At 69.3% G+C, this 17,820-nt stretch carries 15 protein-coding genes; 5 read left to right on the top strand and 10 right to left on the bottom strand.

What is annotated here, in order from left to right; all coding sequences use genetic code 11:
- The first annotated feature begins 117 nt into the window (after nucleotides 1–117).
- Nucleotides 118–1,473 (top strand): serine/threonine-protein kinase, encoded by a 1,356-nt coding sequence (locus tag BLR21_RS36840; protein WP_090013954.1) that lies wholly within the window; start codon nucleotides 118–120, stop codon nucleotides 1,471–1,473.
- A 202-nt stretch (nucleotides 1,474–1,675) separates the two neighbouring features.
- On the opposite strand, the gene pgl is transcribed toward BLR21_RS36840, so the two are convergent.
- The 6 genes from pgl to tkt are packed head-to-tail and all read right to left on the bottom strand — an operon-like array spanning nucleotide 1,676 to nucleotide 9,813.
- A complete protein-coding gene (gene pgl, locus BLR21_RS36835) occupies nucleotides 1,676–2,455 on the bottom strand; it encodes a 6-phosphogluconolactonase (protein WP_090013951.1) in 780 nt (259 codons plus the stop codon).
- Entirely contained in the window at nucleotides 2,452–3,465 is a 1,014-nt protein-coding gene (gene opcA, locus BLR21_RS36830; RefSeq protein ID WP_090013949.1) for a glucose-6-phosphate dehydrogenase assembly protein OpcA, read from the bottom strand. Before opcA ends, pgl begins: the two co-directional genes overlap by 4 nt.
- The gene (gene zwf / locus BLR21_RS36825; protein WP_143028042.1) at nucleotides 3,462–4,949 is read right to left on the bottom strand and encodes a glucose-6-phosphate dehydrogenase; all 1,488 of its coding nucleotides are present in this window, start codon (nucleotides 4,947–4,949) and stop codon (nucleotides 3,462–3,464) included. Before zwf ends, opcA begins: the two co-directional genes overlap by 4 nt.
- A 50-nt stretch (nucleotides 4,950–4,999) precedes the next feature.
- Nucleotides 5,000–6,586 (bottom strand): glucose-6-phosphate isomerase, encoded by a 1,587-nt coding sequence (locus BLR21_RS36820; protein WP_245816690.1) that lies wholly within the window; start codon nucleotides 6,584–6,586, stop codon nucleotides 5,000–5,002.
- Nucleotides 6,587–6,611: 25 nt separating this feature from the next.
- Nucleotides 6,612–7,724 (bottom strand): transaldolase, encoded by a 1,113-nt coding sequence (tal, locus tag BLR21_RS36815; protein ID WP_090013945.1) that lies wholly within the window; start codon nucleotides 7,722–7,724, stop codon nucleotides 6,612–6,614.
- Nucleotides 7,725–7,728: 4 nt separating this feature from the next.
- Nucleotides 7,729–9,813, bottom strand: coding sequence for a transketolase (gene tkt, locus BLR21_RS36810; RefSeq protein WP_090013943.1), 2,085 nt, complete (start codon nucleotides 9,811–9,813; stop codon nucleotides 7,729–7,731).
- 252 nt (nucleotides 9,814–10,065) lie between these two features.
- Between tkt and BLR21_RS36805 the strand changes: the two genes are divergently transcribed.
- From BLR21_RS36805 to BLR21_RS36795, 3 genes are read left to right on the top strand one after another with little or no spacing between them, the layout of a single operon-like run.
- Nucleotides 10,066–10,998: a heme o synthase gene (locus BLR21_RS36805; RefSeq protein ID WP_090013941.1), complete on the top strand. Its 933-nt coding sequence runs from the start codon at nucleotides 10,066–10,068 to the stop codon at nucleotides 10,996–10,998.
- Between the two features lie 22 nt (nucleotides 10,999–11,020).
- A complete protein-coding gene (locus BLR21_RS36800; protein WP_090013939.1) occupies nucleotides 11,021–13,000 on the top strand; it encodes a hypothetical protein in 1,980 nt (659 codons plus the stop codon).
- A 32-nt stretch (nucleotides 13,001–13,032) separates the two neighbouring features.
- The gene (locus BLR21_RS36795) at nucleotides 13,033–13,281 is read left to right on the top strand and encodes a three-helix bundle dimerization domain-containing protein (protein WP_090013936.1); all 249 of its coding nucleotides are present in this window, start codon (nucleotides 13,033–13,035) and stop codon (nucleotides 13,279–13,281) included.
- Between the two features lie 13 nt (nucleotides 13,282–13,294).
- On the opposite strand, the gene BLR21_RS36790 is transcribed toward BLR21_RS36795, so the two are convergent.
- The 3 genes from BLR21_RS36790 to BLR21_RS36780 form a co-directional block, all read right to left on the bottom strand.
- A complete protein-coding gene (locus BLR21_RS36790) occupies nucleotides 13,295–13,948 on the bottom strand; it encodes an HD domain-containing protein (protein WP_176929953.1) in 654 nt (217 codons plus the stop codon).
- Nucleotides 13,949–14,167: 219 nt separating this feature from the next.
- Complete coding sequence (locus BLR21_RS36785; RefSeq protein WP_090013933.1) at nucleotides 14,168–14,815, bottom strand: hypothetical protein; 648 nt, start codon at nucleotides 14,813–14,815, stop codon at nucleotides 14,168–14,170.
- Between the two features lie 6 nt (nucleotides 14,816–14,821).
- Nucleotides 14,822–15,835 (bottom strand): hypothetical protein, encoded by a 1,014-nt coding sequence (locus BLR21_RS36780; RefSeq protein ID WP_420843933.1) that lies wholly within the window; start codon nucleotides 15,833–15,835, stop codon nucleotides 14,822–14,824.
- A 321-nt stretch (nucleotides 15,836–16,156) separates the two neighbouring features.
- Between BLR21_RS36780 and BLR21_RS36775 the strand changes: the two genes are divergently transcribed.
- Nucleotides 16,157–16,690 carry an FKBP-type peptidyl-prolyl cis-trans isomerase gene (locus tag BLR21_RS36775; RefSeq protein ID WP_090013932.1) on the top strand — a complete coding sequence of 178 codons (534 nt, stop codon included), beginning with the start codon at nucleotides 16,157–16,159 and terminating at the stop codon, nucleotides 16,688–16,690.
- A gap of 53 nt (nucleotides 16,691–16,743) precedes the next feature.
- Here the strand turns inward: BLR21_RS36775 and BLR21_RS36770 are convergent, their stop codons facing one another.
- The gene (locus tag BLR21_RS36770) at nucleotides 16,744–17,685 is read right to left on the bottom strand and encodes a quinone oxidoreductase family protein (RefSeq protein WP_090013930.1); all 942 of its coding nucleotides are present in this window, start codon (nucleotides 17,683–17,685) and stop codon (nucleotides 16,744–16,746) included.
- Nucleotides 17,686–17,820: the final 135 nt, after the last annotated feature.

Genomic DNA, 17,820 nt, shown 5'->3' with positions numbered 1-17,820 from the left:
CCCGATGGTGGGACGTCGCATCGCACTGCCGTCTGCCACAAAACCCCCGCTACTCAACGCGATTGGGGATGATACGCGTTGTCGGGGGGAATGCCTGCCGTGCTACCTGGGAGATTGGTGAACGCTGTACTGGAGGGCCTGGCGTCGAACCCCGCACTGCCCGGCTACCTCCTCGACCGCCTGGTCACCCGCCCCGGCCTGGCCGCCGAACTGGCCGACCGTCCAGACCTGACAGCGGAGCACGTGCGCGCGTTGCTCGCGCACGGCGACTCCTCGGCCGTGTACCGGCTGCTGGAGAACGGGATGGTCGCTCCGGAGGACGTACCGATCGTGAACGAACCGGTGGCCCTGGTGCTGACCGGCCGCGCCGACGCCGATCCCGCGCTGGCCCGCGCACTGGCGTTCCACCCGGACCGTTCCATCCGTGCACGTTTGCCCGAATCGGCCTGTTCCCTGCCCGCCGACGTGGTCACCCTGCTGGCCCGCGACCCCGAGCCGGAGGTGGTGGCCGAACTGGTGCTGTTCCACGCGCTGCCGCCCGCCCTGGCCGAGTCGCTGAGCCACCATCCGAGCCCCGACGTGCTGCGCGCACTGGCTTCCAGCCCGCACACCCCCGCCTCGGTGCTGGCGCTGCTCCGGCCCGGCACCCTGGTTCGCGAACTGGCGGCCAACTCCGCGACCCCGCCCGCCGTGGCGGCGGACCTGTTGCCACACCACGCGTCCCGCTACTTCCTGGCCGGGCGCCCCGACCTGCCTCCCAGCGTCTACGAGCAGCTCGCCTCGGAACTCGAACCCGGCATCCTGTCGCAACTCGCCGCGAACCCCGCGGTCCCCGTTCCGGTTCTACGCCAGCTCACCGGAACCCGTGCCCTGCGCCTCGTGCTCCTGCGCAACCCGGCGATCCCGCTGGACCTCCTGGAGGAACTGGCCCCGGCCGCACGGATCGGCCCCGATCCGTTGCCCCGCATCGCTTCCGCTTCTCCCGCGGAACTCCGGGCGTTGGCCGCGTCTCCCGTCACGCAGGTGCGGATGATGGTGGCGACACGTGCCGATCTGCCGCCGGATCTCTTCGCCGGCCTGGTGCGGGACGCCGATCCGGGCGTTGCCGGTGCCGTGGTCGTCCATCCTCTGGCGACCGTGCCGCAGCTGTGGGAACTGGCCTCGCGGCACGGGCCCCGGTTGTACCCGCAGGTTGCGCGCAATCCTTTGTGTCCTGCGGAGTTGTTGCACCACATGGCTTTGCGGGCTGCTTCGGCGCAGCAGACCTGGAGGGCAGTTGCCCGGCATCCGCACGCTTCGGGGGAGACCTTGTTGCTGTGCTTGGAAGACGTCCGGGCCCGGCACCTCGCGGCCGCTCATCCGCACCTGCCGGTGTCGATGATCATGGAGTTGCTGCGGCGTGAGTTCACGGCGGGGGCCGCGGCGGCGAACCCGTCGTTGCCGGTGCGCGTGATGGAGCAACTGGTGGACTGAGCGAAAAAAGCCCCCAGGCCGAAGCCTGGGGGCCGGAACTAGGGTCTGTATCGCGGTCTGGTCCGTGATAGCCGGGCCCGAGGCGGCCCCTGGCGGCACGGCCGGACAACCCACATACAACAACGGTATGCGGGCCATCCGGCCGCACCACCAGGAACCACCTCAAGCGCGACTCTCATCGAACCAGACCTCGATACAGACCCTAAGCCAGCGGCGGCTTGAACAAGGCCGGCACCGCCGAGGCGGCCGCCGTGTCCAGCAGCCACAACGTCCGGCGGCGACCGGTGGCACCGGCGGCGGGCAGTTGCACCTCGCCGGCACCGCTCAGCGCCATGGCCACCGCGGCGGCCTTGGCCTCACCGGTGGTCATCAGCCAGACCTCCTGCGCGGACCGCACCGACGCGAGAGTCAGCGACACGCGCGTGGGCGGCGGCTTCGGGCAGTTGCGCACGGCCACGACCGTCCGCTCCTTCTCGTGCACAGCAGGCGAATCCGGGAACACCGACGCCACGTGCCCCTCCTCGCCGACGCCCAGCATGCAGACGTCGAACGCGGGCACGTCGCCGTGGTCCTCCGGCCGCGCGACCGACGCCAGCAGAGCGGCGTAGGCCTCGGCGGCGGCCTCGGGGTCGTCGCCGAACTTGCCGTCCGACGGCTCCATCACGTGCACGCGCGACGGATCCACCGCAACGTGGTCCAGCAGCGCGGCACGTGCCTGGGTCTCGTTGCGGTCCGCGTGCCCCGAGGGCAGGAACCGCTCGTCGCCCCAGTACAGGTCGACCCGGGACCAGTCCACCGCGTCCCGCGCGGCGTTGCGGTTCAGGTGTTCCAGGACCGCGGTGCCGGTGCGGCCGCCGGTCAGCACGACGGACGCGTAGCCGCGCGCGGCCTGGGCGTCGACCATGCGGGTCACCAGGCGGGCCGCCGCGGCGGCGGCCAGCAGGTCGCCGTCGCGGTGCACCACCACTTGCGGGTTGCTCACGAACCAGCCTTCGCCTTCGACTTCTTGGGAACGGAACCGTTGGTGGCTTCCGTGACGGCGGCGGGAGCCTCGTCCTTCGGCGACGGCGTGCGGCCCTTCACGACCTTCGCGAGCGACCTCAGCGCCGCCGCGTAGACCTCGTCGGGGTCGAGCCGGCGCAGCTCCTCGGCGAGGCAGTCGCGCACCGAACGACGCTGCAGCGCCACCCGGCGGGAAGGCTGGCCGGGCTGGGTCAGCGTGCCGACCTTGCCGTCCGGGCGCAGCAGGTCGACGTCGCCGGAGGGACGGCCGAGCCGTACCTCGACGATGCCTTCACCCGACGTCGCCTTGTAACGCTTGGCAGGCACCTTCAGCCGGTCGGTCAGCCACGCGGCGAGCAGGTCCGTGGACGGCGAGTCGGCCTCACCGGTCACGTCCGCTTCCAGGACCTTCTCGTACGGCGGCAGGTCCAGCGACGAGGCGAGCATGGCGCGCCACAACGTGAGCCGCGTCCACGCCAGGTCCGTGTCGCCCGGCGCGTAGTGCGCCCGCCGGGACTCCAGGGCCTTGATCGGGTTCTTCTCGGCCGCGGCGTCGGTGATGCGACGCTGCGCGAGCTGGCCGATCGGGTCCTTCGACGGCGAGACCGGCGCGTCGAACGGCCACCACGCCACGACCGGGGTGTCCGGCAGCAGCAGCGGCATGACGCACGAGGCGCCTTCCTTGGCGAGTTCGCCATAAAGCCTCAGAACAACGACCTCGGAGGCTCCGGCGTCGCCACCGACGCGGATCTGCGCGTCCAGGCGAGGTGCCGCCTGACGAGCACCGCGGGCCACGACGATCACGCGACACGGGTGTTCGCGCGAAGCGTCGTTCGCCGCGTCGATCGCGGCGTCGGTGCGCTGGCCGTCCTCGGTCACGATGACGAGGGTCAGCACGCGACCCAGGGTCGTCGCACCGCCTTCGTCCCGCAGCCGGACCAGCCGCGAGTTGATCTGGGAGGTGGTGGTCGAGGGCAGGTCGATGATCACGGACGCCTCCAGTGCCTTCCGGTCCTGGCGGTCATCGCGTCCGCCGAGGGCGGACCCCAGGTCCCAGCCTTGTACTTCTCCAGAGCCGGCTCGTCCTTGCGCGCCCAGAAGTCGAGGATCGGGTCGAGGATCTCCCAGGAGAGCTCGACCTCGTCGTTCTTCGGGAACAGCGACGGCTCACCGAGCAGGACGTCGAGCAGCAGCCGCTCGTAGGCCTCCGGCGACGACTCGGTGAACGAGTGGCCGTAACCGAAGTCCATGGTGACGTCGCGGACCTCCATGGTGTTGCCCGGCACCTTCGACCCGAACCGGATCGTCACGCCCTCGTCCGGCTGCACGCGGACGACCAGGGCGTTCTGGCCCAGTTCCTCGGTCGCCGTGTCGTCGAACGGCAGGTGCGGCGCCCGCTTGAACACGACGGCCACCTCGGTGACGCGACGGCCCAGGCGCTTGCCGGTGCGCAGGTAGAACGGCACCCCGGCCCAGCGGCGGGTGTTGACCTCGCAGGTGATCGCGCCGAACGTCTCGGTCTTCGACTCGGGCGAGAAACCGCCCTCCTCCAGCAGACCCAGGACCTTCTGGCCGCCCTGCCAGCCACCGGTGTACTGGCCGCGCGCGGTGGTCTCCTCGAACGGCTCCGCCGGACGCGTCGCCGAGAGGATCTTCACCTTCTCCGCCCGCAGGTCCGACGGCTTGAAGGAGACGGGCTCCTCCATCGCGATCAGCGCGAGCAGCTGCAGCAGGTGGTTCTGGATGACGTCGCGAGTCGCGCCGATGCCGTCGTAGTAGCCCGCGCGGCCACCGAGACCGATGTCCTCGGCCATGGTGATCTGCACGTGGTCGACGTAGTTCGAGTTCCAGATGGGTTCGTACAGCTGGTTCGCGAACCGTAGCGCCAGGATGTTCTGCACGGTCTCCTTGCCGAGGTAGTGGTCGATGCGGAACACCGACTCCTCAGGGAAGACCTCGTTGACCGTGCGGTTCAGTTCCTTGGCGGACTTCAGGTCGTGGCCGAACGGCTTCTCGATGACGACGCGGCGCCACTGGTCGGCCTGCGACTGCGCCAGGCCCGCGCGCTTGAGCTGGTTGACCACCGTCGGGAACGCGCCCGGCGGGATCGACAGGTAGAACGCGTGGTTGCCGCCCGTGCCGCGCTCGGCGTCCAGAGTCGCGAGGCACGACGCGAGGTTGTCGAACGACGCGTCGTCGTCGAACGTGCCCTGCACGAACCGGATGCCTTCGGCGAGCTGCTGCCACACGGCCTCGTTGAACGGCGTGCGCGCGTGCTCCTTCACCGCGTCGTGCACGACCTTCATGAAGTCCTGGTCGGCCCAGTCGCGGCGGGCGAAGCCGACGAGACCGAAGCCCGGCGGCAGCAGACCCCGGTTCGCGAGGTCGTAGATCGCGGGCATCAGCTTCTTGCGCGACAGGTCACCGGTGACACCGAAGATGACCAGCGCGCTTGGGCCCGCGATGCGGGGCATGCGCTTGTCACGCGCGTCCCGCAGCGGGTTGTGCCACTTGGCGGATGTGGTCACGAACCGTCCTCCTGGACTGCCTCGACGAGCTGGGCCAAGCCGGCGATGCGGTCCTCGAGGTGAAGACGCAGCACCGGGCGACCGTGTTCGGCCAGGACCTGACCGTCGCCGAGCGCCTGCGCGAGCTGCAGCTGCGCCAGCGTGTAGGGACGGCCGGGCACCTCCAGGTCGTCACCCGACTCGCCGGTGATCTGGATGAACACGCCGTTCTGATGACCGCCCTTGTGGTACTGGCCGGTCGAGTGCAGGAAGCGCGGACCCCAGCCGAACGTGGTCTGCAGGTGCGTCCTCTTCGCGATCTCCGCACGGAGCAGCTCGAACGACGCGTCGTCGATCCTGTCCAAGTACGCCTGAACCGAGATGTAGCCGTGCTCGGGCGTCACTTCAACGATCGCCGCAAGCGCTTCCGCGACCGTGTGGACCTTGCGCTGCGTCCAGCCGGTGCCGTGACCCTCGACCGGTCCGTCCACAAAGGACGGGATCGTGGCGGCGACGGCCGGCGCGTCGAGCAGCGCGCGGGAGGCCTTCTTCGCGGCCTCGACGTCGGGCTGGTCGAACGGGTTGATGCCGAGCACCCGGCCGACGAGCGCGGTCGCGTACTCCCACAGCAGGAACTGCGCGCCCAGCCTGCCCTCGACCGCGATGTTCGCCGACCCGGTGGCCGGTCCGATCGCGACGGTCGTGGCATCCGTCCGCGCGTCCACGAAACCGGGAGCGCCGGGGCCCTCGACGACGACCGGCAGCAGGCCGGTGCCGTTCTTGCCGGTCGACTCCGCGATGAGCTGCTCGGCCCAGTCGCCGAATCCGACGATGCCGGACCCGGTGTCGGCGAAGATGATCTTCTCGGCGCCATGGGCGTGCGCGGCACCGAAGACGCCGGCCAGGATCACCGCCGGGTTGTCCACGGAGTCCTGCGACACGACCTTCGCGACCTCGGCCGCGTCGTCCAGCAGCGCCTCGACATCGGCGCCGGCCAGGTAGGACGGCACCAGGCCGAACGCCGTCAGTGCCGAGTACCGGCCACCGACGTTCGGGTCGGCCAGGAACACCTTGCGGTAGCCCGCTTCCTCGGACGCCTTCTGCAGCGGCGAGCCGGGGTCGGTGACGACCACGATGCGCGACGCGGCGTTGATGCCCGCGTCGGTGAAGGCCTTCTCGAAGATCCGGCGGTGGCTGTCGGTCTCGACGGTGCCACCGGACTTGGACGACACCACGATCACCGTGCGCTCGAGATCACCGGCGAGAGCGTCGACGACCTGGGCGGGATCGGTGGTGTCCAGCACGACCAGCGGGACGCCCGCGGTCCGCGTGATCACCTCGGGGGCCAGCGACGAGCCACCCATTCCGGCGAGGACGACGCGGTCGACACCCTCGGCGTGCAGTTCGGCGCGCAGTGCCACGAGTTCGGGGAGCAGTGCACGGGACGACTCGTGCAACGTCGTCCAGGAGAGGCGGATGCTCGCCTCGGACTCGGCTTCCGGCCCCCACAGGGTCGGGTCCTGCGCGGTCAGCTTGCTCGGCACCGAATCCGCGACCAGGTCAGCAGCGATGGTGCTGACCTGGTCGGCGTTCGGTGACCTCACGATTTCGACGGAGGTCACTTGGGTATCAGCCCTTCAGTTGAGCCAGTTGGTTCGTCACCGTCTCGAGCAACTCTTCCCAGGACTTCTCGAACTTGTCGACGCCTTCGGTCTCCAGGGTCCTGAAGACATCCGGGAGGTCGATTCCCACGGCGGCGAGCTGGTCGAACACCTCCTGGCCCTGCGCGGCGCGGCCGGTGACCGTGTCACCGGTGATCCTGCCCGCGTCGGCGACGGCGTGCAGCGTCTTCTCCGGCATCGTGTTCACGACGTCGGCGACGACGAGCTGGTCGACGTAGAGGGTGGGGGAGTAGCTCGGGTCCTTCACGCCGGTCGACGCCCACAGTGGACGCTGCGCGTGCGCGCCGTCCGCCTTGAGAGCCTCCCAGCGCTCGCCCTGGAACGTCTTCTCGAACGCTCCGTAGGCGATCCACGCGTTGGCGAGAGCGGCTTTGCCCTTCAGCGCGGCCGCCTCGTCCGTGCCGATCGCGCCCAGGCGCTTGTCGATCTCGGTGTCCACCCGGGACACGAAGAACGACGCGACGGAGTGGATCGAACGCAGGTCGTGGCCGTTCGCCTTGGCCTGCTCGAGGCCCGCGACGTAGGCCTCCATGACCTTCTCGTACCGCTCGACGGAGAAGATCAGCGTCACGTTGACGGAGATGCCCTCGGCGATCGTCTTCGTGATCGCCGGCAGGCCCGCCTCGGTGGCCGGGATCTTCACCAGCAGGTTCGGCCGGTCCACGGTCTTCCACAGGTCCTGCGCCTCGGCCACGGTCTTGTCCGTGTCGAACGCCAGGCGCGGGTCGACCTCGATGGAGACGCGGCCGTCCACACCACCGGTCGAGCTGTGGACGTCGCGGAACTTGTCGCACGCGTTGCGCACGTCGGTCGTCGTGACCTCGCGGATGGTCGCCTCGGTGTCGGCGCCCCGGTTCGCGAGCTCGCGGACCTGCTCGTCGTAGGACTCGCCCTTCGACAGGGCGCCCGCGAAGATCGTCGGGTTCGTCGTCACGCCGACGACGTTCCAGTCGCGGATCAGCTCGTCCAGGTTGCCGCTGGTGAGCCGTTCACGGGACAGGTCGTCGAGCCAGATGGAGACACCGGCGCCGGACAGGGCGGCAAGATTCGGCTTGCTCACTGGATTAACCCCTCACTCGGTCAAGGGAACGGCGGGCGGCGGCGACGACGTTCTCCGTCGTGAAGCCGAACTCCTTGAACAGGACCTGGTAGTCGGCCGAGGCACCGAAGTGCTCGATCGAGACGATCTCGCCGTTGTCGCCGACGTAGCGGTACCACGGCTGCGCGATGCCGGCTTCCACCGCGACGCGCGCCTTGACCGAGGGCGGCAGCACCGACTCGCGGTACTCGGCGTCCTGCTTCTCGAACCAGTCGATGGACGGCATGGAGACCACACGTACTGCAACGCCCTCGCCCTGCAGCACCTTCCCTGCCTCGGCGGCGACCTGCAGCTCGGAGCCTGTGCCGATGATCACGATCTCCGGGTTCTCGTCACCGAAGAGCACGTAACCGCCGCGCTTCACGCCCTCGGCCGAGGTGCCCTCGAGCGTCGGGACGTTCTGCCGGCTGAGCGCCAGGCCCACCGGGCCGAGCTGCTCGATGACGGCCTTCCACGCGAACGCGGTCTCGTTGGCGTCACCGGGGCGGACCACGGCGAAGTCCGGGATCGCGCGCAGGGCGGCGAGGTGCTCGATCGGCTGGTGCGTCGGGCCGTCCTCGCCCAGGCCGATGGAGTCGTGCGTCCACACGTACGTGACGGCGGCCTGCATGATCGCCGCGAGGCGCACCGCGGGACGCATGTAGTCGGAGAACACGAGGAACGTGCCACCGAACGGACGGGTCGGGCCGTGCAGCGCGATGCCGTTGAGGATCATGCCCATGGCGTTCTCGCGGACACCGAAGTGCAGCACGCGGCCGTACGGGTCGGCACTCCACATGCCCGTGGAGATCTCCTCGGGACCGAAGGACTTCGCGCCCTTGATCGTGGTCAGGTTCGACTCGGCCAGGTCGGCCGAACCGCCCCACAGCTCCGGCAGGTGCTTCGCCAGCGCGTTGATGACCTCACCGGAGGCCTTGCGGGTCGGCACGCCCTTGGCGTCCACCGGGTAGACCGGCAGGTCGGCGTCCCAGCCCTCGGGCAGCTCGCGCGCGACCAGGCGGTCCAGCAGCGCCTTGGCCTCGGCGTTGGCCGACGCCCACGCGTCGAACGACTTCTGCCACTCGGCCTTGGCGTGCTCGCCGCGCTTCACGACCTCGCGGGTGTGCGCCAGGACCTCGTCGGCGACCTCGAAGGTCTGCTCGGGGTCGAAGCCGAGGATTCGCTTGGTGGCCTTGACCTCGTCGACGCCCAGCGCGGCACCGTGCGCGGCACCGGTGTTCTGCTTGTTCGGCGCCGGGAAGCCGATGATCGTGCGCAGCAGGATGAAGGAAGGCCGGTCGGTGACGGCCTTGGCCTTCTCGACCGCCTCGAGGATGCCCTTGACGTTCTCGCCGGACTCCACGACCTGGACGTGCCAGCCGTAGGCCTCGTAACGCGCCGCGGTGTCCTCGGACAGCGCGATCGTCGTGTCGTCCTCGATGGAGATCTTGTTGTCGTCGTAGAAGACGACGAGGTTGCCCAGCTGCTGCGTGCCCGCGAGCGACGAGGCCTCGGAGGTGACGCCCTCCTCGATGTCACCGTCGGAGGCGATCACGTAGATGTGGTGGTCGAACGGGCTCTCGCCCGGCGCGGCCGCCGGGTCGAACAGGCCGCGCTCGCGGCGGGCGGCCATCGCCATGCCCACGGCGGCGGCCAGGCCCGAGCCCAGCGGGCCGGTGGTGATCTCGACGCCCCTGGTGTGGCCGTGCTCCGGGTGACCCGGCGTCTTCGAGCCCCACTTGCGCAGGTGCTTGAGGTCGTCGAGCTCCAGGCCGTAACCGGACAGGAACAGCTGGACGTACAGCGTCAGGCTGGAGTGCCCGGCGGAGAGCACGAACCGGTCGCGGCCGACCCAGTCCGCGTCCGCGGGGTCGTGCCGCATGATGCGCTGGAACAGCGTGTACGCGAGTGGGGCAAGGCTCATCGCGGTACCGGGATGGCCGTTGCCGACGTTCTGCACGGCGTCCGCCGCGAGCACGCGCGCGGTATCCACGGCGCGCTTGTCGAGGTCGGTCCAGTCGTCAGGCAGATCGGCCTTGGTGAGCCGGGTGATGTCGTCGGTGACGGTCACGGACTTACAGCTCCAAACTTGTCGCTAGGGCGGGTGCCCAGCTCGTTCGGAATCGATCCCGAAGAGCCTCACCCGCGTCTCTCCCACGTCCTCCGGCCAGCCTAGTCCGGAGAGATTCAGAAGTTGCTCTGAAAGGTCCCAGGCACGTGTGTGCCGGGGCACACCAGCACCCGAACGGGCTGTGAATTCTTTGCGCGGTTACCATCAGTCGCTGGTTTTCACACCTGTTTCGACACGAGGAGCGTTCACCCGATGAGTGCCGACAGTCTCGTCGCCGAGGCCCCCTCCAGGTCGCCTCGCCAGGTTGTCGGCGCGTACGTGGCGCTCACCAAGCCGCGGGTCATCGAGCTCCTGCTGATCACGACGATCCCCGCGATGCTCCTGGCCCAGCGCGGCCTGCCGCCCCTGTGGCTCATCGCCTGCACCCTCACCGGCGGCACCCTCGCCGCGGGGTCGGCAAATGCCCTCAACTGCTTCGTCGACGCCGACATCGACTCGATCATGAAGCGGACAGCGGCCCGGCCGCTCGCGCACAACGCCATTCCGCCGCGCAACGCCCTGATCTTCGGCATCGTGCTCGGAGTCGTCTCGTTCGCGTTCCTGTGGATCTTCGTCAATCTGATGTCGGCCGCTTTCGCGGTGGCGACCATCCTCTTCTACATCTTCGTCTACACGCTCGTGCTCAAGCGCCGCACCTCCCAGAACATCATCTGGGGCGGCATGGCGGGCTGCATGCCGGTGATCATCGGCTGGAGCGCGGTGACGGGCACCGTCGAGTGGCCCGCCCTGGTCATGTTCGGCGTGATCTTCTTCTGGACCCCGCCGCACACCTGGGCCCTCGCGATGAAGTTCAAGGAGGACTACGCCCGAGCAGGCGTGCCGATGCTGCCCGTGGTGGCCACAGCTGCGCAGGTGACGCGGCAGATCGTGATCTACAGCTGGATCACCGTCGTCTGCACGCTCGCCCTCGCCCCCGTCACCTCCTGGATCTACGTGGCGGTGGCGGCCCTCTCGGGCCTGTGGTTCGCGGTCTTCGCGCACAAGCTGCACAACGTTGTCCGGCGCGGCGGATCCACGAACACCATGAAGTTCTTCCACATGTCGAACCTCTACCTGATGTTCGTGTTCTGCGGTCTCGCCGTGGACGCCGTGGTCGGGTTGCCGGTGCTTGGCTGGCCGTTCTAGCTGCACCTCCAGTCGTACGGCTGTGGCGCCCGTTGAGTTCACCGTCACCGGTGGTGAAGGTTCACCACTGGACTTCGTCGCCGCCCTGACGCCCGCGTCCTCGCTCGTCGTGATCACCGATCCGGCCGGGTGGGAGCAGGTCAGCCGGGGGCTGGCCGTCGGATCGGCCGCGTCCACCGCGGTCCCGACGCGGGTTCGGGTGCTGAGGTTCGCGGTGCTCGACCTCCGGCACTTCTCGTCGGCCTCGTCGTTGCCGCCGCTCTCGGACGTGCCCGGCGACGTGGTGGCGCTGCACGACACGCGCTCGTGGGACTCGGCTCCGGTGGTCGCGTCGTTGCGCGCGCTCGGCCGGCCGGTCGTCCTCTTCACCGCCGTGCACACCTGGGTGTCCGGTGTGGACACTGCCTCGGTGATGGTGGGGTGGAGCGCGCCGCACGTCGTCCTCGCCGCGCCACGCGGTTCGGGGGAGGCACGGGTCGAGGACGTCCTCTGGCAGTTCCGGGAGCTGGAGCGGCTGGGGAGGATGACGTACACGTCCCTGCCCGCACCGCCTGTGGTCGCGGATCGCGCGGTGACGGTCATGGTCGCGCTGCCGGGAGCCACCGAGGGCATCGCCGGGGCGTTGCGGCCGGGCGCCGAGTACGAGGTGTGGGCGCGCGTCGGGGCTCATCCCGTCGTCCTGCCGGGCGATCTGGAGCTGCGCGCCGTGCTCAGCATGTCGGGCCGGCCAGGGCTGTCCGAGTCGTTCGTGCTGCCGGCCGAGGGGCCCAGCTCGTGGGTGAGCTTCGACGTCACGACGCCGTACGCCGCCGTGCCGTGGACCGGTGAGCTGGTCGTCTACCACGGTGTGGTGCCGGTGCACGTCCAGCAGGTCGTGCTGCCGGTCGGCGCGGGTGAGCCGCGTGCACTGCCGCGGTGGAAGCTCTCCCGGACGTTCGCGGATCTCCCGGCGGCGCGCGCGGTGTCGGTGTTGGACCTCGGCGACCGGGCGCTCGTCGCTTCGGGAGGCGTGCCGTCGTGGACCAGCCTGGCCGGGCCCGCGCTGTCGCTGCCCTCGTCGTCGGGGCTGGATCCCTGGTACGGCAAGGACTTCCCGGCCTACTGCGCCGATCTCGCCTTCCTGGCCCGGCAGGGCGCGGCGGCGTACTCGCGGCTGTTCGGTGAGCGCGGGCCGGCCGACGCCGTCCGGCACACGGCACGGGTGACGGGACGTCCGGCCGGGGTGATGGTGGCGTCCGCGGCCTCCGGTCCGGTGCGGTGGCCGATGATCTACGACCTGCCGTTCGCGGACGGGCCACACCGGCTGTGCCCGTCGGTCGGGCAGTTCGGGCCGTTCGGCGCCGGGGGAGAGGTGCCCGCGCACTGTCCGGTGCCCGATCACAGCGGGAACGTGTTGTGCCCCTTCGGTTTCTGGGGTCTGTCGAGCGTGCTGGAGCACCCCGTCGGGCCGTTGGTGCAGCGGATCCTGCCGCGCCCGTGGCCGTTCGAGGTGGCGATGGCGGTCGATGCCGGAATGGACCGTGCACTGACCGAGCGGCACGTGACGGAGCTGATGTCGCAGGTCCCGCCGGAGTCCGTGACGTCGGCGTACGTCAGTCCGTCCGAGCTGGGGAGGGCGCTGGCGGACGAGGTCATGGACGTCGTGCACCTGCACTTCCGCGAGGGTTTCCTCGACGCGGAGGAGATCGCACGGTGGCACAGCGAGGGTGTGTGGCCGCAGCCGCACTGGCCCGTGCGCAAGCCGTTGATCGTGGGGACGACACCGATGAACGGCCTGGTGCGCTCGTTCGTCGAGCACGGCGCGTCGGGCGTGATCAGTCCCGAGGTCGCCGTACCGCAGGACATGGCCGGCTGGGTGACGGGCATGCTGCTCTCCCGGCTGGCCGCCGGGATCAGCGCCGGTGAGGCGTTGCGGCAGGTGCGGTGGGAGATGCTCAGCCGCGGCAACGTCATGGGGCTCGCGTACGCGCTGCACGGAAGTGCCGATCTCCGGGCGCGCTGAACCGCGGGCGGCGACTGGGCGTTTACCTGGGCATGCTGAACTCGGAAGCCCAGCTGCGGCAGGCGGTCGACGAACTGGTTCGCCGCTTCGGTGATCGCGTGGCGGGCGACCTGATCGTCGACGCCGCTGTCGAGGCGTACGTCGACCTGCGGCGCGCTTCGATCGTGCACTCCTATCTCGGCGTGCTCACCGTGCGCCGTGCAGCTCGCGAACTCGCGTTCACCGCCGTCGGCGTGACGATGCCTCTGCAGCAGACCGTGGGCCTCACGCCTGCTCGCTGACCTTCAGACGTGCTCAGGACGCCATCTTGCTCAGCAGGTCCTCGACGCACGGGTCGTCGAGGGACTCGACGATGCACTGCCACAACAGGAGGTTCGTCTCGGCCCACTTCGTGTAGGTCGCGGCGGCCTCCGAGTCGTAGAAGTAGTAGCCCTCGTCGGCTTTGCCCACCTGCTCGCCCACGATCTTGTACGCGAGCTCGCGCAGGGTGATGCCGTTCTCCTGGAGGTACCTGTGCGCCAGGACGACCGGCGTGACCGGCAGCGCCTTGAACAGCGTGTCCGCGTCGGACAGCGCCTGCGCCTCCAGTGAGATGTCACGGGAGCGGGTGCGCATCTCCGCCTCGACGACGATCCGCTCGATCCACTCGATGTCGCCCTGCGAGACGCCGGCGACGAAGAGGACCTTCCGGCGCAGCGCCGCGCCGTCCGTGGGCAGCGAGTTGCGGCGGACCATGTAGTTCAGGTCGTGCACCAGTGCGGCGACCTCCACGACGTCCCGTGCGGCCCCGTTGCGTTCGGCGAAGTGCACGGACTTGTCACGGACGAAGCTCACGTGGTGCCAGCCGTGGAACTGCAGCTTCGCGGCCAGGTCCTCGCACAGCCGCCTCACGCGCTGCTCCACGTCCGCTATGACAGACCTCGGGATCATCGTGCGCGTACGCATCATCAGCCCTCCTGACAAGGTGGGCTGATGGTAGGCGTGTCGCGGCGGCATGGTGGCGTGACTCAGAACCTTGGCGGTGAATTCGCGGTCAGCAGGGCACCTCGCGGCACCGCCCCCACGCCCCCATACGTCCAGTATGAGGACGTGGGGGCGGTACCGCGATGCACCCGCCTGACCGCGAATCCGCTCGGCAACGTTCTGAGCCACGCCACCAGCGGGGCTTCAGAGGTGGTTCGTCAGATCCTCCAGTCGGTCCTCCACCGGCACGTGGCGGTGGCTGATTCCGGTGTCCGGGTCGTAGCTGAGGCTCCACGGGTTCACGGCACGTGACTTGACCAGGAACGTCATGGTTCCGTCTGCTGCTCGCGGGATGCGGTGGAACTCATGCGCGAGCATCATCCCGGTGGCGCCCTCGGTGCACTGGGTGCGGTTCGTGAGCTCCGTGCCGACGATGGTGCGGCCGCCGATGCCGAGCCGGGCGTCGAAACGTTCGTGCAGGTAGGCGCCGCTCAGGATCGTGGTGCAGAAGTGGTAGCGGTGGTTGTGCACCGAGTCGGCGTAGCCGGCCCGCCAGTCCGCCAGCGGCTTGTACTCGTGCAGCCAGAACGTGAACGGTTCGTCCGCCTCGTCCCTCAGGCGCCACGCGTAGTGCGTCGTCGTCTCGCGTGAGTGCGCGATCACCCAGGTCGCCTGCTGGGGGGTGAGCGCGTCGATGTACGCGCGAAGCTCTCTGCGCAGCTCGGGCCGGGCCGCCCATTCGGTGAACCACGTGCCGACATCGGCCCAATGGTCCACGACGGGAAATTCGGCGCGCTTCACCCGGGCGGCGAGCTCCTCGAGCGCGGACAACCCGGTGAACTCGGCTAGCAAGATCGATCAGCTCCTCAACTGAGCAGATGCGGAGAATTCGCGACGGAATGCGTGGAACTTGCCTTGGAGTTCCTTGAAACCGTCCTGGGTGAGTGTCTCGCCGGTGATCTTCTCGAACAGCGCGATGAAGTCGTTCCGCGTCGTCGCCGGCGTGATGGTGAAGTGGTAGCCGGCTTTGGAATTGCTGATGCGCAGGAACTCCGCGCGTTCCATCGCGTAAAGGAACGAACTCTCGGTGAACCTGAGCGTGCGCGGATAGGGCCTGAGCACTCCCGCGGTGTTGCTGTAGAGCGTGAGCCACGCGGAGTCGTCGAACAGCTCGAGCCGGTCGAGCGGCGGATCCGAAACGATCGTGACGTCGATTCTCGTGCAGCGGCTGCGGGCCGCGTAGAGCCCGACGAGTCCAATCCCGATCTGTTCCTTGAGCCGTTCCTGGATCTCGTCGTAGTCGCCGTCCGCGCCCTCGTTGCGCAGCAGGTACCGCGCCCGCCCGCTGATGGCGTTGTCATCGCGTGGGTCGGCCAGCACGGCCCTGAGCTCGCACTCCGTCTGGCTGAGCAGCACCCTGCCCGCCGCGTACCGGCCGGCGAACCCGCGGAAGCAGTACAGCCGGGTGCGTTCCAGGTCCTGCATCATGAGCTGGTTGAACACCGGGTCCGGCTTCGCGGTCGGCTCGAACACGTGACTGGGGAAGAACTCCCGATCGAGTGCCCGATACTCCTGGGTGAGCTCTTTGAGCGCCTTGCGGCTCTCCTCGATGACCGGAGCCAGCAGTGCCTTCTGCGCCGCTTTCGACGTGATCAACGTCTGCGTGAAGCTCACCACCGCGGAAATCAGCGTGCCCGTACCCACTGCCGTCAGCAGGTTTCTCGCTGCACCGGAATCCATTTGACTGGAAATGGCCAGCGACGCACCCGACGTCACGACGAGTATGAGGAGGAGCAACCCGGTCCGGGTCCAGAACAACTCCTGGATCAGGTTGCTGCGGATGCCTCCGGCCTCCGCGGACACGTGTGCCACCTCCCGAGTCACCAGATTGGCCGCTACCCGAACGGACGAATGCGCTGGGTGTGCGATCAAGTGCGAGGAGTTACTGTACGCGTCGGTCAAAAGATAAGGAAGCTGCTATTCGTGCGACATTCAGGACCGGAATAAGTGCCCTTGAGCCCGGTCGTCGGCCCGTACTCGTGCACTTCGGTGACGCGCCGTCGCCGCCGCCTCCGAACGGGTCGGACGAGCGTGACCACCCCACCCACATGCACCCATGCCGGGTGTCCTGGTCCGGACGGCCGCGAGGGTTGCTACACGCCGCTCACACCCGTCCGAATACCCTCACCCACCATGCGTAACGTCCTGCTCATCGCTTCTGTGGCGCTTGCGGCCACCGGCCTCGCCGGGTGCGCCGGGTCGGCCCAGCCCTCGGCCGGCGGATCGTCGCCGGCCGCCGCCGCGCCCACGAACCCCTGCACGGCCGACGACTTCAAGGTCACCGGCGACTTCGGGTCGGCGCCCAAGGTCGAGATCCCGAGCTGCAAGCCCACCAGCGAGCTCATCATCAAGGACCTGGTGGTGGGCACCGGCGCCGAGGTGACGGCGGGCACGACGGCCACGGTCAACTACCAGCTCACGACCTTCTCCGACAAGAAGGTGAAGGACAGCTCCTTCCAGCGCGGCGCGCCGTTCGACGTCGAGAACGTCGGCCAGGCGCCGGTCATCGACGGCTGGAACGAGGGCATCGTCGGCCTCAAGGAGAAGGGCCGCCGCCTGCTGATCGTGCCGCCGGAGAAGGGCTACGGCCCCGGCGGCCAGGGCATCAAGGCGAACGAGACGCTCGTCTTCGTCATCGACGGCGTGAAGGTCACCCCCGCCGCCTGATCCGAAAAGCGAAACGGGCCCCCGGAGCACCGGGGGCCCGTTTTGGTCTGGGCTCAGGGCAGGAGCAGCAGCTTGCCGGTCGTCCGGCGCGACTGCAGGTCGGTGTGCGCCTGCGCCGCCTCCTCCAGCTTGTACCGGCCGCCGATCCTGATGTTCAGCGTTCCCGCCGCGATCGCGCCGAACAGGTCGGACGCCCGCCAGTCGAGTTCCGCGCGGTCGAGCAGGTACGCCCCGGTCGACGGCCGCGTCAGGTACACGGACCCGGCCGCGTTGAGCCGCTGCGGGTCCACCGGCGGCACCGGCCCGGACGAGGCCCCGAACAGCGCCAGCATGCCGCGCGGCTTCAGCGACGCCAGCGACTGGTCGAACGTGTCGGCGCCGACGCCGTCATAGACGACGTCGACCTTCTCGATCCGCGAGGCGAAGTCCCCGTACCGCAGCACCTGGTCGGCCCCGGCCTCGCGGGCCAACGCCTCCTTCTCGTCGGTCGACACCGTCGCGACGACGGTGGCACCCTTCGACTTCGCCCACTGCGTCAGCAGCAGGCCGACGCCACCGGCCGCCGCGTGCACGAGAACCCGGTCGCCTTCCTTCACCACGTACGTCGAGTGGGTCAGGTAGTGCGCCGTGATGCCCTGCAGCAGCGAGGCCGCGGCCAGTTCGACGTCCAGCCCGTCCGGCACCCGCACGGCCGACGCGGCCGGCACCACGACCTCGGACGCGTAGCTGCCCAGCACGCCCATCCACGCGACCTTGTCGCCGGCGGCGAAGTCCGGGGAGTTGCTCGCCACGACCTCGCCGGCGCCTTCGAGTCCCAGGGCGGTGGGCAACGTCAGCGGGTACTGGCCGCTGCGCTGGTAGGTGTCGATGTAGTTGACGCCCGCGGCGCTCACCTTCACCAGCAGATCGCCGTCACCGGGCACGGGCGACGGCACGTCCGTGTGCTCCAGCACCTCGGGGCCACCGGCCGAACGCACCACCACTGCCTTGGGCATCTGTCCTCCTTGATCGACTCAACCCGGTCAACCCAGGCCTCGGCCCCGATGTTCCCGCTCCCACCGATTGGGAACCCACCGCCGTCCTCCAGCATGACGGCAGCCGGCCCGTTCCGCCCGCGTGCGGTGTACCCA

Source organism: Lentzea albidocapillata subsp. violacea (assembly GCF_900100275.1).
In the GTDB taxonomy this organism is placed as follows: Bacteria; Actinomycetota; Actinomycetes; order Mycobacteriales; family Pseudonocardiaceae; genus Lentzea; species Lentzea violacea.
This window is presented reverse-complemented; position numbering and strand designations above follow the sequence as displayed.